The sequence below is a fragment of the Citrobacter sp. MGH103 genome (genome assembly GCF_001034475.2).
GTDB lineage: Bacteria > Pseudomonadota > Gammaproteobacteria > Enterobacterales > Enterobacteriaceae > Citrobacter > Citrobacter freundii.
Genome location: NZ_CP073043.1, coordinates 3,968,499 through 3,983,375 on the forward strand (window position 1 = coordinate 3,968,499; position 14,877 = coordinate 3,983,375).

The 14,877-nt window shown below is 51.3% G+C and carries 11 protein-coding genes and 1 pseudogene; 1 reads left to right on the plus strand and 11 read right to left on the minus strand.

Annotation, left to right across the window (positions count from 1 at the left end):
• Positions 1 to 83: 83 nt before the first annotated feature.
• From erpA to clcA, 3 genes and pseudogenes are all read right to left on the minus strand, one after another.
• Positions 84 to 428, minus strand: coding sequence for an iron-sulfur cluster insertion protein ErpA (gene erpA, locus SK33_RS19275; protein ID WP_003018581.1), 345 nt, complete (start codon positions 426 to 428; stop codon positions 84 to 86).
• Positions 421 to 486: pseudogene (gene yadW / locus SK33_RS19280) on the minus strand (small protein YadW). Before yadW ends, erpA begins: the two are co-directional and overlap by 8 nt.
• 23 nt (positions 487 to 509) lie before the next feature.
• Positions 510 to 1,931 (minus strand): H(+)/Cl(-) exchange transporter ClcA, encoded by a 1,422-nt coding sequence (gene clcA / locus SK33_RS19285; RefSeq protein WP_048219683.1) that lies wholly within the window; start codon positions 1,929 to 1,931, stop codon positions 510 to 512.
• A gap of 168 nt (positions 1,932 to 2,099) precedes the next feature.
• Between clcA and hemL the strand changes: the two genes are divergently transcribed.
• Positions 2,100 to 3,380: a glutamate-1-semialdehyde 2,1-aminomutase gene (gene hemL, locus SK33_RS19290; RefSeq protein WP_048219685.1), complete on the plus strand. Its 1,281-nt coding sequence runs from the start codon at positions 2,100 to 2,102 to the stop codon at positions 3,378 to 3,380.
• A 73-nt stretch (positions 3,381 to 3,453) separates the two neighbouring features.
• Here hemL and fhuB read toward each other — a convergent pair whose 3' ends face one another.
• The 8 genes from fhuB to SK33_RS19330 all read right to left on the minus strand — a co-directional run bounded on the left by fhuB (position 3,454) and on the right by SK33_RS19330 (position 14,426).
• Positions 3,454 to 5,436, minus strand: a complete 1,983-nt coding sequence (fhuB, locus tag SK33_RS19295; protein WP_003018589.1) for a Fe(3+)-hydroxamate ABC transporter permease FhuB — start codon at positions 5,434 to 5,436, stop codon at positions 3,454 to 3,456.
• Positions 5,433 to 6,323, minus strand: a complete 891-nt coding sequence (fhuD, locus tag SK33_RS19300; protein ID WP_032948550.1) for a Fe(3+)-hydroxamate ABC transporter substrate-binding protein FhuD — start codon at positions 6,321 to 6,323, stop codon at positions 5,433 to 5,435. Before fhuD ends, fhuB begins: the two co-directional genes overlap by 4 nt.
• The gene (gene fhuC / locus SK33_RS19305) at positions 6,323 to 7,120 is read right to left on the minus strand and encodes a Fe3+-hydroxamate ABC transporter ATP-binding protein FhuC (protein ID WP_003845793.1); all 798 of its coding nucleotides are present in this window, start codon (positions 7,118 to 7,120) and stop codon (positions 6,323 to 6,325) included. The genes fhuD and fhuC overlap by 1 nt, the downstream gene beginning before the upstream one ends.
• Before the next feature lie 46 nt (positions 7,121 to 7,166).
• Positions 7,167 to 9,356, minus strand: coding sequence for a ferrichrome porin FhuA (fhuA, locus tag SK33_RS19310; RefSeq protein ID WP_003018594.1), 2,190 nt, complete (start codon positions 9,354 to 9,356; stop codon positions 7,167 to 7,169).
• A gap of 210 nt (positions 9,357 to 9,566) precedes the next feature.
• Positions 9,567 to 10,568 (minus strand): fimbrial protein, encoded by a 1,002-nt coding sequence (locus SK33_RS19315; protein ID WP_247751716.1) that lies wholly within the window; start codon positions 10,566 to 10,568, stop codon positions 9,567 to 9,569.
• Positions 10,569 to 10,603: 35 nt separating this feature from the next.
• Positions 10,604 to 13,087, minus strand: a complete 2,484-nt coding sequence (locus SK33_RS19320; RefSeq protein WP_048219689.1) for a fimbria/pilus outer membrane usher protein — start codon at positions 13,085 to 13,087, stop codon at positions 10,604 to 10,606.
• 32 nt (positions 13,088 to 13,119) lie between these two features.
• Positions 13,120 to 13,833 carry a fimbrial biogenesis chaperone gene (locus SK33_RS19325; RefSeq protein WP_165488874.1) on the minus strand — a complete coding sequence of 238 codons (714 nt, stop codon included), beginning with the start codon at positions 13,831 to 13,833 and terminating at the stop codon, positions 13,120 to 13,122.
• Positions 13,834 to 13,883: 50 nt separating this feature from the next.
• A complete protein-coding gene (locus SK33_RS19330) occupies positions 13,884 to 14,426 on the minus strand; it encodes a fimbrial protein (protein ID WP_003837506.1) in 543 nt (180 codons plus the stop codon).
• Between the last annotated feature and the right edge of the window lie 451 nt (positions 14,427 to 14,877).

The following is a 14,877-nucleotide window of genomic DNA, read 5'->3' on the forward strand; positions in this document are numbered from 1 at the left end:
TTACGCCGCCATCCGGCACATTGCCCGGTGGCGCTACGCTTACCGGGCCTACACCATCAGACCACTGGTATTACAGACAGCAATCAGATGCTGAAAGAAGAACCACACCCGCAGGTGCTTTTCGCATTCGGGTTAGTCACAACGAAGCGGGAACCTTCCAGACCTTCGGTATAGTCAACCGCGCCGCCCACCAGATATTGCAGGCTCATCGGGTCAACCACCAGACCAACACCTTGTTTCTCAATGGTCATATCACCATCGTTCACCTGATCGTCAAAGGTGAAACCGTACTGGAAACCGCTGCAACCACCGCCGGTGATATACACACGTAATTTCAGATTCGGGTTATCTTCGTCAGCGATCAGGCTTTTTACTTTATTGGCTGCTGCTTCAGTAAATTGCAGTGGCAGCGCTACGTCATCACTCATATTTTGCTCCAAACGACATTGGCAATTGGGCAAATTATAACCCAATGGTTAAGGCCATTATCTAATACCCTGGTATTTCGTTCAAGTATTCTCGCCAGCGGCTGTACCCTGGCTTTTAGCCGCCTGCTCCGCTTCCTGTTTTGCCAGCGTACGGGCAAGGATAGTCGAGTATAGCGGCTTTCCGCCCATAAATTGGGCTAATAGTGTTGCGCCAAGACAGGTAATAATCATTGGCAAAATGAGCTGATAGTTATCGGTCATCTCCAGCACCAGCACAATACCGGTGAGCGGCGCCCTTACCGACGCCGCCAACAATGCCCCCATTCCGGCGATGGCAAAGGTCCCGGCCTCCAGATGATAATGCGGAAAAGAGGCCGCTGCCGCCATACCGAACGCGGTGCCAAGCAACGTGCCCAATGCCAGCATCGGGGCAAATATCCCGCCGGGCGCGCCGGACGAGAAGCACAGCAGCGTGGTAATGACGCGGGCAATAAAGATAAACAGCAGTAAACCAACGCTGAAATTCCCTGCCGCAGCGATAGGTATCAGGTTAAACCCGCCTCCAGCCGCTTCAGGTGTAATTAAGCCAAGAATCCCGCACAGACCGCCGATCGCACCGCCCATCAGCACCCATTTTTTGAGATCGCCGCCGTGGAAACGCTGGAACATATCCTGAGTCCGTAACACCATGGTGTTGAACAACGGTCCGACACAGCCAAAAATAATCCCCAGGACCAGATACAACCACAGCGTGTTCACCGGTGCATTGGAGAGCTTCCCAACTTCAATAAGCGGTGCCTCGCCGTTGAAAACACGAAACACAATGCTCGACATGATGACGCCGGTAAACACGGCTTTGATCGAGACAAGGTTATAGCGAAACTGCGGGCGCATCTCTTCAATAATGAACAGGATCCCCGCCAGCGGAGCGTTAAACGCCGCCGAAAGGCCCGCTGCCGCACCGGTCGCCAATAAGGTATGTCGCGCTTCTGCGCTACGCATGCGGAAAATATCCAGCACCATGCGCCCGAGGTTACCACCGATCTGCACGGTCGGTCCTTCTCGCCCGAGCACCATACCGGCACCCAGCGTACCCATACCGCCGAAAAATTTCACCGGCAGTACGCGCCACCAGCGCACAGGCCGCAGCTCTTCCAGCGCGCCTTCAATCTCTGGGATCCCCGAACCACCGGCTTCCGGCGCAAATTTACGCACCAGAAAGTAGCCGACCATCGCCAGCAACGCAGAGAGAATAAATGCCAGCGGCCACAGCAGAATGGCATGGTCCGCAACCTGAGCCAGCGCGCCAATGCGCTGATTCTGCACCCAGGTCACCGCTTTCTCAAATGCCACGCCAACAAACCCTGTCACTGTACCCACTACGGCAGCCATCAACAGGATCGCCAACGGCGTTTTGTCTCGTTCCAGGAGTCGACGGATTTGATCCCTGCGGCGTAAACGCACAATTTGTTGTGCTTCAAAAGAGGGAGTGTCTGTCTTCATCAGATGATCATTAATTGGTAATACAAATACGGAATCGGCATTCTACTCGCACATTTCACGAAAATCCCCTGCAAATCGTATTGTTTCAAATGCGTAAAACTTTCATAACCTTCTCTGAATAACTAGAATAGCGGGCATTTACTTTTTCTACGAACCAGGACCCCATCCATGAGTAAGTCTGAAAATCTCTACAGCGCAGCACGCGAACTTATCCCAGGCGGCGTTAACTCCCCCGTTCGCGCCTTTACTGGCGTGGGTGGTACTCCGCTGTTTATCGAAAAAGCCGACGGCGCGTATCTGTACGATGTCGATGGTAAAGCCTATGTTGACTACGTCGGTTCCTGGGGACCGATGGTGCTGGGCCATAATCACCCGGCAATCCGTAATGCGGTGATTGAAGCTGCGGAGCGCGGTTTAAGCTTTGGCGCACCGACCGAAATGGAAGTGAAAATGGCGGAGCTGGTCACTGAACTCGTGCCGACCATGGACATGGTGCGCATGGTGAACTCCGGCACGGAAGCGACGATGAGCGCAATCCGTCTGGCGCGCGGTTTCACCGGTCGCGATAAGATCATCAAATTTGAAGGCTGCTACCACGGTCATGCCGACTGTCTGCTGGTCAAAGCGGGTTCGGGCGCGTTAACGCTGGGTCAGCCGAACTCCCCGGGCGTTCCGGCTGATTTCGCGAAACACACTCTGACCTGCACCTATAACGATCTCGCTTCAGTACGTGCGGCATTTGAACAATATCCGCAGGAGATCGCCTGCATCATCGTTGAGCCGGTCGCAGGCAACATGAACTGCATCCCGCCGCTGCCGGAATTCCTGCCGGGCCTGCGTGCACTGTGCGATGAGTTTGGCGCGCTATTGATCATCGATGAAGTGATGACCGGTTTCCGCGTGGCGCTGGCCGGTGCACAGGATTATTACGGCGTCGTGCCGGATCTGACTTGTCTTGGCAAAATCATCGGTGGCGGAATGCCCGTTGGCGCATTCGGTGGGCGTCGCGATGTGATGGACGCACTGGCGCCGACTGGACCGGTTTACCAGGCGGGGACGCTTTCCGGTAACCCAATCGCGATGGCGGCAGGTTATGCCTGTCTGACCGAAGTCTCCCAGCCGGGTATTCATGAAACGCTGAACGAACTGACGACGCGTCTGGCGGAAGGTCTGCTGGAAGCTGCCGAAGAAGCGAATATTCCGCTGGTAGTTAACCATGTAGGCGGGATGTTCGGGATTTTCTTCACTGATGCAGAAACCGTAACCTGCTATCAGGATGTGATGGCATGCGACGTTGAACGCTTCAAGCGTTTCTTCCACATGATGCTGGATGAAGGAATTTATCTGGCGCCGTCCGCGTTCGAAGCAGGCTTTATGTCCGTGGCGCACAGTGAAGAAGATATCAATAACACCATCGACGCCGCGCGCCGGGTGTTTGCGAAACTGTAAAGGATGAATTGCCGGGTGGCGCTTACGCTTACCCGGCCTACATTCTACGCCATAGGCCGGATGGCGGCATAAATTACCGGCTCTGCTTACGTAGCAGATAGATAAAGTACGGCGCGCCAATAAACGTCGACAGTAATCCCGCCGGGATCTGATACGGAAACAACACCATCCTGCCGCACCAGTCAGCAAAGACCAGCAACACGCCACCCGCCAGCGCCGAAATCAGCATATGCGGCATCGCCCGACGAAAACCCATCATCCGGGCAATATGCGGCGCCATCAGCCCGACAAAGCTCAACGGTCCAATAGTCATGGTGGCTGTCGCCGTCAGCCCTGCCGCCAGCAGCAGTAATCCCACGCGTGATGGCGTAATAGCCATACCGACAGCCCGTGCCGTATCGCCGCCGAGCGGTAAAATTGTCAGCCAACGGCGGCACAGCGGCGTCATCGCCAGCAGGATAACCATTACAATCCCGGTGCGCAGCACCTGTTCGCCACTCGCGTTATAGGTTGAGCCGGAGATCCAGGTTAGCACCCCCGCCATACGCGGATCGCCGCTGGCCTGCAGCATCATCAGCAGCATTGTAAACGCCGTGCTGAGCGCCATCCCTGCCAGCAACATGCGGTGCGGTGAAAAGCCCCCGCGCCCGGCGGCAATCATAATGATAAGCAAGGTGGCTGCCGCACCGAGGCTCCCGGCCGGCAGCAGCCAGCCAAAGGCATTGCCAGGGACCAGAAATAACATTAGCACCACGCCAAATGCCGCCCCGGAGCTAATTCCTAATACTTCCGGACTGGCCATTGGATTTCCGGTCAGACGCTGAATAATACAGCCAGCTACCGCTAACATTACCCCGGCAATCAGCGCTGCCAGAACACGTGGCCAGCGCCAGGGCATGAGCTCATCCAGCATCGCGCCGCTGGCCCATGTCCAGCCGTGCGCATCGCGGCCAAACGCGAGCGCCACAATAACGGTAAGCAGCAATATCGCCCCGCCCGCCAGGGCAAACATCAGTACATTCTGGCGCTCAGCAGCGATGCGGTTACTGGCATTCATATCCGGCGCGCTCATACTTCTAAGGCGCGGCAACAGCCACAGCAGCAATGGCGCGCCAATCAGCGCCGTCACCGAACCAGTGGAGACTTCCATCCATACGCGGGTCAGCCACAGAATAATTTGGTCGGAGAGCCAGAGGATCAACGCACCAATCAGCGGGGCCAGCATCAGACGCGCCAGCAGACGACGCGCGCCGAGCATTTTCGCCAGCAGCGGTGCAAACAGGCCAATAAAGCCGATAATCCCAACCGCGTTAACCAGTAAGGCGCTGATAACAATGGCCAGCGATAACGCCGCCAGACGTGCCAGCGACAGCGCCAGACCGAGGTTACGCGCCACGCCGTCATCCAGTCCCATCAGCGTCATTGGGCGTAATAACAACAGCGTCAGCATCACACCGCCCAGCAGTTGCGGCCACAGACGCTGTACGCCGCTCCAGTCGGTTTGCGTTAGCGTGCCGCTGCTCCATAAAAACATGCTTTGCAGTTGATCGTGATGGAAGATAACCATCAACTGGTTAATTGCCCCGCAGTACAGGCTGACCACCAGCCCGGCAAGGATTAACGTCACCGGAGAAAGACGTTTGCCCCAGGCAACGCCAAACACCAGAGCCCCAACAACACATGCTCCCGCCAGCGCCGCAAATTGCGTGGTCAGCGCACCGGGAATAGCCCACAGCGTGGTAACCGTAATGCCCAACTGCGCCCCGGTTGCGACACCTAACGTAGTGGGTTCTGCCAGTGGGTTACGCAGCACCTGCTGAAACAAGACACCGACCAGCCCCAGCCCGGCACCGACCAACAGCGAAATCGCCAGCCTCGGCAGCAGACTGTAGTGGAAAACCATCTGCTCAATAGCATTGATATCCGGTGACCAGATAGCCTGTTGCCACTGACTGCGCGGTAGCGCAACAGAGAAGTTAACCCAGGTCAGCCAACAGGCAGCGACAAACAGAACCGCCAGAAGAAGCGTTGGGAACAGCGCAATTCGTTTACTCACGCTTTGCCTCCCAGCGCATTATCCAGAATGCGGGCAAAATGCATCGCCGAGAGCGTGGCACCATAGAACCAGACGGCAGGCACACGCTGAAAACGTCCGCTGCGGACAAACGGCATCGCCTGCCATAATGGCGTAGACATCAGTGCAGTCATCTCTTTATCGTTGCCGTGGTCAAAACACAGCACATCGACATCCTTATAAGCAGCCAGACGGTCAATACTCACGGCAGTGCTGCCCCAAAAGTTTGTCTCGCCCTGCCAGGAGTTGGGGATCCCATAATCATCCAGCACGTCCTGAAACAGGCTGTTTGGGCCAAACACCAGCATATGTCGTGAATCAAGCAGGGAAGTGAGAAGTACAGGGCGTGCGCCGCGTTGAATGAAGCGCGGTTTCAGGCTGGCGATAAAACGATCGTACTCGGTCAGATGGCGTTCAGCAGAGGCTTGCAGATTGAACAATTGCGCCATTTCCTGCAGCGATTGTCGCGCAACGGCCAGCGGCTTTTTACCGTCACTGAAGTTAAATCCCCGGCCAGGCGCAATCCGCGCCAGCTTTTCAGGGGAAGGACCATAGCCTGCCGACCACAGCAAAAACGAGGGTTTCATTTCGGTCAACAGTTCGAGATTGGGCTCCGTACGTAGCCCGACGTCAATCACCGAATCCGGCAACGGGGGCTCACTGACCCACAGCTTGTAGTTAGGGATATCGGCAATGCCATACGGCGTAATACCCAGCGCCAGCAATAGCTCTACCGGTAGCCATTCCAGCGCCACAATGCGCTGCGTATCAACCGCCGCAGCGTGCGCCGTATTCATCCGCCACAGCAGCGGCGACAGCGCCATCGCCGCAAGCAGCCGCCGACGGGTAATATGATGTAATTCAATCATTAATAGACAAAACTCACGGGTGCGGCACCGGCCGGATGCGGCAAAATGCCCATCGGGATACCGTAAATCTGTTCCAGAGTTTCACTGCGCATCAGTTCAGCTGGCGTCCCTTGTGCAATCATTTCACCACCGCGCAGCGCAACTAAGTAATCACAGTAGCGGGCCGCCATGTTGATATCATGCAGCACCGCAATCACCGTCAGCCCGCGCTGCTGACTTAAGCGATGCACCAGCGCCAGTACGTCAACCTGATGAGCGATATCCAGCGCGGAAGTCGGTTCATCAAGCAGCAGACAGCGGCTGTCCTGCGCTACCAGCATGGCAATCCACGCGCGCTGGCGTTCTCCGCCGGACAGACTATCAACCAAACGGTGCGCCAGCGGTTTTAAGCCAACCAGCGAAATCGCCTCTTCTACTTTCTCTCTGTCGGCAACGCCAAAACGTCCCAGCGCCCCGTGCCACGGATAGCGGCCAATCGCCACCAGTTCGCGCACCGTCATCCCTTCGGCCTGCGGCAACTGCTGCGGCAGATAGGCGACCTTGCGGGCAAACGCTTTACTGCTCCAGTTCTCCAGCGGCTGTTCGTCGAGCAGGATTTCACCTTCTGACGGCGGCTGATGACGTCCCAGCATTTTCAATAACGTCGATTTTCCGGAACCGTTGTGGCCGATAAGGCCGGTCACTTTGCCCACAGGAAAAGTTAATGAGAGAGGATGCAAAAGCGTGCGGCCAGGCACACGAAAGGAGACATTACGCAACGCAAAAGTAGTGTCGGGATGGGATCTGTTTTCCTGCATAGCAGCCAACTTGTAAAACGGGCACGCAAAGCGTGCCCAATAGAAATTAGAAACGGAAGGTTGCGGTTGCAACGACCTGACGTTCTGCGCCCCAGAAGCAGCCATAGGTCTGGAAGCAGCTGGCGACGTATTCACGATCAAGCAAGTTATTAACGTTAACCGCAATACTGGAGCCAGCCATACCGAAACGCGCTAAATCGTATTTTACAACAGCATCCATGACTGCTGCGCTACCCACCTTAAAGGTATTTGCTGGATCGCCATAGCTTGAACCAATAAAGCGCCCACCGGTACCCAGCGTCAGGCCAGATAACGGACCTTCATAGAAGGTGTAATCACCCCACAGAGAAGCCATTTGTTCTGGCACCTGCTCAGGTGTATTTCCCTTAAGATTGGTGTCTTTCGTGTATTCCGCATCGGTATAGGTATAAGACGCAGTCATGTTGATATTCGCGGTAAGCGCCGCTTTAGCTTCCAGTTCAACACCACGAGCACGGATTTCACCGGCAGGAACCTGAGCCAGTGGATTCGTTGGATCAGCAGTCAGATTATTGGTTTTCGTCAACTGATAAACCGCACCGGTGACGACAATCGGCAGATCTTTCGGTACATACTTAATCCCGGCTTCATACTGCTCGCCTTTGGACGGCTCATAGGAAACGCGTGGCACGCTCCACAAGTCAAATGAACTCGGTTCAAACGACTGACTGTAGCTGATATACGGCGTAATCCCATTATCAAACAGGTAGTTTACACCACCACGCCAGGTGAACTGGTGATCATTACGCTCAATATATCCTTCCGTTGGCGTATAAGAGTTCTGGCGTATTGTTGTAGCTTGCTGAGACCAGTCGTAGCGACCGCCGACGGTAAACACCCACTTATTCCACTCAGCCTGATCCTGAACGTAGATACCAGTCTGTTTGGTTTCATTCATCTGATACGGTTCGGTATCACCAAATGCAAAATACTCAGGGTCATAGTTGCCGTTAAGATCAATGGGTGGCGCACTACCAAACGCAGCATTGATATCATTACGCATGCGCATGAAATCAACACCAGTTAACAAAGTATGTTCCACAGCACCGGTAGCAAATTTGCTTTCCAGTTGCGTATCGACGCTAAAGTTTTGCAGGCGCTCATCATCCACGACCGTTCCACGGTTCAATGTATGGCCATCGGAAGCGATCCCGGTGCCGTATACACTCTGCTGCGACGTCTTCATTTCAGTAAAGCGCAGGTTCTGGCGAACGGTAAATGTATCGTTAAAGCCATGCTCAAAGCTGTATCCCACCATTTTCTGATTGCGGGAATAAGTATTGTTTGAGGCACCTTCATTGAAATCAGTCGGCAAACGCTTGCCGTTTGGCAGCGGTTCAACGGTGCCTTCTTTTGGTAACCAACCGTAGTAACCTGTTTCCGGTTCGTTCTGGAAATAGGACAGGAACGTAAAGTTGGTTTTGTCATCAGGACGCCATGAGAAGGAAGGCGCGATCGTATAACGCTGTGATTCAGAACCCTGCTGCTGCTCATTTGTTGAGCGCGCCAGCCCGGTTAAACGGTAGGAAAATTCCCCGTTGTCATCCAGCGCATCACTAAAATCAAAACCGGTCTGGAACAAATTGTCCGACCCCATTTTGAACTGAATTTCTTTTAACGGCTCTGTGGTCGGGCGCTTGCTGACCATAGAGATGATGCCGCCAGGATTGCTCTTACCATAGAGTACAGACGTTGGGCCACGCATCAACTCAACACGTTCAAGCATGTAGGGATCAATAACCGCATCGTTATAGAAGTTACCCTGCAATTTCAGTCCATCCAGATAGTTATTCTGGCTCAGGCCGACGGAAGAGAAACCACGGATAATCACAAAATCATAGGTGTTAGATGCGCCACGACTGTTAACAGTCACACCAGGCGTATATCCCAGAGCCTCTTTCACCGACTGGAATTGATGCATTTGCATCTCTTCGTTGGTCACTACCGAAACAGACTGTGGTGTCTTTTCTATAGGCGTATCAGTCTTGGTCGCAGTAGCGGAACGCTTAGCAGCAATGGTCGGAGCTGGCCCCCATGCGCTTTCCTGCGGAGCAGGAGCTGCAGTTACGGTGATGGTTTCTTCTTTCGGGTCAACCGCCGCCTGTGCATAGACAGACATGCCGCTAACCGCTGTGGCTACCACTACTGCGATTTTACGCAGTGATGAACTTGGCTGAGCAGTTTTAAGACGCGCCATTGGTATTTCTCTGATGAAAGTGAATGATAACGTAAACGAGAATTATTATTATAACGGCAGCATAATATTCGAAACTCTGGCGAGATAGCAAGCAATACGCGCCCCTACTAAAACTGAGGGGTTAAGAAATAACCAGATGAAAAGAAAGGGTTAATAAATTAGGCTGGAATGTTAGAGCGCTGACAACCCGCCGCAGCGGGTCGCAAGGCGTTAGCGGTAAAAGACCTCAAAAGTCGCGACGGCGTCCACTTTCCCGGCTTTGACATTGCCGGTTTTGGCATAGCGTGCCTTCAGCGGAATTTCTGCCACTTCGTTAGCGCTGGTGCTGCTCACAGCTGTATAGGTTTGATCAAAACTCAGCACATTATTGTTCGTGTCCAGAATCTGGATACCGACACCGCTGGCAGAGCTGTCTCCACTGGCGATAGCCAAAATATTGCCATCCGTAACGCCTGTCGAACCAGCACTGTTGAACTTATAATCGATTTGGGTACCTGCCCGACAATCAGAAATCTCGATTTTGAAACTGTTATCGGTGAGTGCTTCTGAAAATTGACTGTCAAAGTTATCGACATTAATCGTCTTCAGCGGCACGTAGATATTTTTATCCTCCAGGTTACAGGTATTAGTCTGGATATGAATGCTGGTGGGAGATACCAATATCTGAGCTATCACATCATTACCCCACTTCTCTTGCGCTGTCAGCTGGGAGGTATCAAGATAACCATCCTCGACGTCGCCCGTCACAACCAACTGCATTGACGCATGGTACTTTGTATGAATACTGTTCCATCCGCTTGCTCCATAGCTATAAAAATGCATGGGTGTGACGATATCCTCAGAGGTAAAGGTAGGTGTTCGTTCTTCCGCTTCAGCCATGCGGATACCTATACCTGGAACGCTAGTCTGATAAACGCCTTCCAGCACTCCATTGCGGGCATCGGCATCCGTTAACACTGCGTAACCTTTGTATTTGTTGCCAGTATCCTGGCAATCCATATCGATTTGGCCGCTCTCAATGCTTCCCTCATAAATAACCGTACCAACTGATACGTCAGGCTCCACAGTGATGCTTGCCGGTAGCTGAAAGGTCATTGCGCCATTTTCCGGGTAATTTCCGGTACATGTGGCGGCATAAACAGGTGCCGCAGATCCAGCTAAAATCAATATGATCAACATAGCCCTGAAAATGTTTATGTTCCTTTTACTCATATCTGACAATTTCCGTATTCATAAGCCATCTTCCATTATTGGCAATTAACCGTAGCTGAGAGAATTCCCGTACCCATGTTCTCAGGCACGCTTACGCTGCCCGTACATTTCGTCTGTGCGGTATTTCCCCATTGCACCTCAATGCGCTGTGTTCCTTTTAGCCCAGTGACATACACTTCACCGTCGTCACCCACGATCGATGTCGTACCGTCCATACTTAACAGAGCACCAAAAGGAACCACGCTCTGACCATGTTTTAAGGTAAGTAATGCACGCTTACCTGAACGCGCCGTGAAGTCAGCCTTCAGGACGGCCCCTTTTGTCGGAACCACATCCAGAGAAGCATCCTGAATATCAATATCATCACGTCCCTGAGTATTCACAGTAATAGTATTACGGCGATAATTGGTTAAAGTTGGCACAATGGCATTGCCCCAATAATCGGTGTAAACCCCCCGGGAGTTTTGTATTTTTACATTATCGCCATCGGTAATGTGCACAATGGCAAAAGCATCCTGAATGGATTGTCCAAGCGTTATTCCCTGCGAATGCGCAACAACGGAACCCTGAGCGCCATAGCCCCACTGTTTACTGTCTTTTTGATAACTGTAATTGGCGCTGAACTCGCCAACCGATGTCCGATACCGGGAAGAGAGATAGGCACCATAACCGACATCGTTATCGGTGTAGGTTTGCTGAAGGTTATAATTTAAATTGTTATCTTCCAGTAGCGTTCCACTGACGCCAACCTGATGTGCACTATTACCATTTTTTGAACTTGTCAGAGTATATGTTCCCCAGGCATTCGCCAGCCAACGCGAAAGAGGGACATTCATTGAGATAGAAAACTGCTGATCGTTAGTGGTTGATGGCGTTTTTGTCAGGCTGTAATTCAGCGACCAGTTAACGCCCTGCCAACTGCTGCTGTAACCGAGACTCACGCTTCGTTCATGGCCTTCCATTCCCCAGTAATCTTGCTGATAAGCGTTGGCGTATATCGATCCCCAGCTCTGTAACGACTGAGAAAGATTAAGTTGCAGGCGGCTGCGACGGTTATAGCTATCGCGATAGCTATAGATGCTGTCATCGTCGTAGCTGTTATTACGCTGATCGAGAGCCTCCTGAAAGGTATAAAACCCGGAGGTGGAATAACGATAGCTGGCCAGCGTGACCGTGGTATTGGTTAACGGAAAATCTTTTGCGTACTGCGCGCGCCACGACTGGCCATTCGCATCCGCGCGTTCGTCGTCAAACGCGGTTCTCGCCGCCGTCAGATCCATCGACAGCGAACCAAAATCGCGTAAATCAGCTCCGATGCCGACCAGTCCGGCACGATACATCGACGCGCCCTGCAGACCGCCGTAAGCGGTAATTCCGAAAGGTAAGCCATAAATTGCCGTAGCCTGGCTGAATTCCGGCTCCTCGCCGTTATCAACATCGCGATATTTCCCAGCCGCCAGGCTGTACTTCAGCGCGCCTTCACGTTGCATAATCGGCACCGAGGAGCTGGCCTGAATAAAGCTGCGCTCTGTACCGTCGGCCTCCGTCACGGTGACTTCCAGATCCGCTCCTGCCGTCACCTGCGTTAAATCACGAATTTCAAACGGGCCAGGCGAGACGTTGGTCTGGTAGATGGTGTAACCGTTTTGCTTAATGGTGACTTTAGCATCGCTATTAGCAATCCCACGAACGACTGGGGCAAAGCCCTGTAATCCACTGGGCTGCATACTGGTATCGGTCTCCAGCTTAACGCCCGTCATCTGCACGCTATCGAACAGTTCGCCGTTAGTGTAGGTTTGCCCTATCTGAAGCTGGCTACGCAATGCTTTGACATCGCGTCCAAGCGTCGTATTAATAGATTGCCAACCATTATCATTCCCCCAATTGCTGGTGTTACGCAAACGCCAGGGGCCGATATTCATCCCTGAATTCAAACTTGCCCAGTTCGAAGCATTATTTTGACCTCCGGATTGTTGGTGCGATCCCGAAATATAGTAACTGGTCCACAGAGCCGGAATGCCGTCATCCCAGAAAGTGGGATTGCTTTCGCCCGAAATTTTGCGGTCGCGGTAGATCTGCGGAATACGTAATTGCAGCACCTGTGTTTCCGGATTGAAGTCATAGCGTCCATCCGCGATATATTTGCTAATATCACCCAGCAACGTATCTTCGTTAACATTATTTAATGCCGGAACCGTATCAACTTTAACGCCCAGTTCGCGCAGCTCCGCTTTGGTAAATTGCGGAATCAGTTTGCTGTTATCTTTTGAAAGGAAGTAATTTAAATTTCGTTTATCAATGCGATCCTGATCCCAAACAATCGACGTTAAATAACGTCCGGGGGATAAACCATTATGCTGTAAAAAAGCTTCAAGCGCCCCGGTATTCTCAAGTGGGGTTCCCGTTTCAAGTACACTGAGATTGAAATAATCATCAGCACAAACGGAACCACTCGCAGTCAATATAGCGAATGTCAGCGTATTGAGAGCAAAAAGCCGGGCAGTACGATGTGAAGGCATAAATGTCACCCCATAACTCATCGATAGCTGATTTACAGCGACTGTTTACGCTGTTCGGTTTCTGAGCCAAAATCATTAATTGCGGTCCAGACAACGTTGCCTTTTACAGCCGATGGCAGCGGAAAACGCTGCTCACCAAATGGAGCAACCATCATCGTTAATGCCGTCGGAGAGGACTGGTTTGTAGCCGGTTTAATCGCTTTTCCCGCCACAGAGATCTGTCCGAAGGTGACATAGAAGGGTGTGGGGTTTTTCACCACCAGTTGATTTTGATGGCGGCTAAATTGCAACGATTGCCAGGCCATTTTTGCCTCGTCTTCTGTCAATGAGGCCGGTCGATAAAACAGTTTTAATTTAGTTTTAATGGCAAATTGTAACGTGTTCTTGTCATGCAATTCTTCTGGGATCGCTGCAACAGATTTGATGTTCGCCATAAATAATGACTCACGATCCTGAGGTAGCGCCGATTTATTTCCGGTATAAACCACGTGTAGCAGCGTCTGGCGGTTTTCGTCCAATTTGTAAATTGGCGGTGTCATAATAAATGGCGCTTTGCTGTCATCAATATTACTGACCCAGCTCTGCACCAGATAACGTTTATCATTATCTTTATTTTTTAAAGCAATCTGTACTTCAGATTGGTTAGCCGGATATATAATTCGTGTGCCACCCACTACTACGCCAGCTTGAACCGAATTTAATCCCGAGGTTAATATAAGTATTAATGCTGTGATAAGTCGTTTCATCTTTCCATTCCATTGAAATACTGGCCCTGCCTGGGCCAGGTTTATGATGATTAACGATAAAGCAGAGTATAGGTCGCTTGTGCGGTATAATCACCGGTAGTTGGTAAAGTGCTACCAACCTGGATAACCTCAGCTTTATAATTAAAAACCACGCTCTCGCCGTTAGTCTTATTCAGTGCCGCTTCAGGATCTGAGCCATCAAATTTCACGTAGTTGCTGCTCCCTTCTGGAAGCATACGTACCCCGAGGTTCTGCGCAGTCCCTGTCGCCTGCAAGACTTCATCGTCGTATCCGGCAATACGCGTCCCATCAAATTTGATATTGAGGTTGGCAACCGCAGCATCACATTCTGTCAGCGTAATCGCAAAAGATTGCGTGTCGCCGACTTTTTTATCTTCGCCAAACGCAGTTTGAGAAAGGTTGTTAAACGTCACAGTACCGTTTGTCGCTGTACCATTTACATCAACCACGCAACTATCGGGAAGAATTTTCCCATTAAACGTTACCGTCCCGGTATCAACGGCAAAAGCAGATGTTGCTACAGTTGCCATTGCACTACTGACAAGCAACGAGATGATAATTTTTTTGCACATAACGTATTCCTTACATATGTTCACAAAAATCAATGAAGAGAAAAGTTAACACAGAGGGGAAATAGACAATGGCTGGAGAAGTGCTGGAATATAAATCCAACAACATCATAGATATAATATATCTTTATCAACTCATTCAGTTTAAAACATTCCCTTGTGTCATCTATTCTACGTACCATGATGAATAAAAGCTAATCAACACATTCACCAAAACTAAAGAAACAACACACAACATCTTGTTTTAGCAGAACAATTTATGAAAATAATATTTTCTTAATGGTGATTTTAGCCAGCATGAATATATTCATAAAAACAATATTGCCCACATATGCATACGGGCAGATAATAAAAAAACGCAGAAAAAATAGAATAAAATCAACCAACCGATGATATATACAAAAAAATAATATATTGAATTTATGATTAAACGGAAAATATAGGCAGGAAACAC

Excerpts from the sequence above, each read along its gene's own strand:
- erpA (WP_003018581.1), bottom strand. The coding sequence starts at position 428 with ATGAGTGATGACGTAGCGCTGCCACTGCAATTTACTGAAGCAGCAGCC.
- clcA (WP_048219683.1), bottom strand. The coding sequence starts at position 1,931 with ATGAAGACAGACACTCCCTCTTTTGAAGCACAACAAATTGTGCGTTTA.
- hemL (WP_048219685.1), top strand. The coding sequence starts at position 2,100 with ATGAGTAAGTCTGAAAATCTCTACAGCGCAGCACGCGAACTTATCCCA.
- fhuD (WP_032948550.1), bottom strand. The coding sequence starts at position 6,323 with ATGATTGAATTACATCATATTACCCGTCGGCGGCTGCTTGCGGCGATG.
- fhuC (WP_003845793.1), bottom strand. The coding sequence starts at position 7,120 with ATGCAGGAAAACAGATCCCATCCCGACACTACTTTTGCGTTGCGTAAT.
- fhuA (WP_003018594.1), bottom strand. The coding sequence starts at position 9,356 with ATGGCGCGTCTTAAAACTGCTCAGCCAAGTTCATCACTGCGTAAAATC.
- SK33_RS19315 (WP_247751716.1), bottom strand. The coding sequence starts at position 10,568 with ATGAGTAAAAGGAACATAAACATTTTCAGGGCTATGTTGATCATATTG.
- SK33_RS19320 (WP_048219689.1), bottom strand. The coding sequence starts at position 13,087 with ATGCCTTCACATCGTACTGCCCGGCTTTTTGCTCTCAATACGCTGACA.
- SK33_RS19325 (WP_165488874.1), bottom strand. The coding sequence starts at position 13,833 with ATGAAACGACTTATCACAGCATTAATACTTATATTAACCTCGGGATTA.
- SK33_RS19330 (WP_003837506.1), bottom strand. The coding sequence starts at position 14,426 with ATGTGCAAAAAAATTATCATCTCGTTGCTTGTCAGTAGTGCAATGGCA.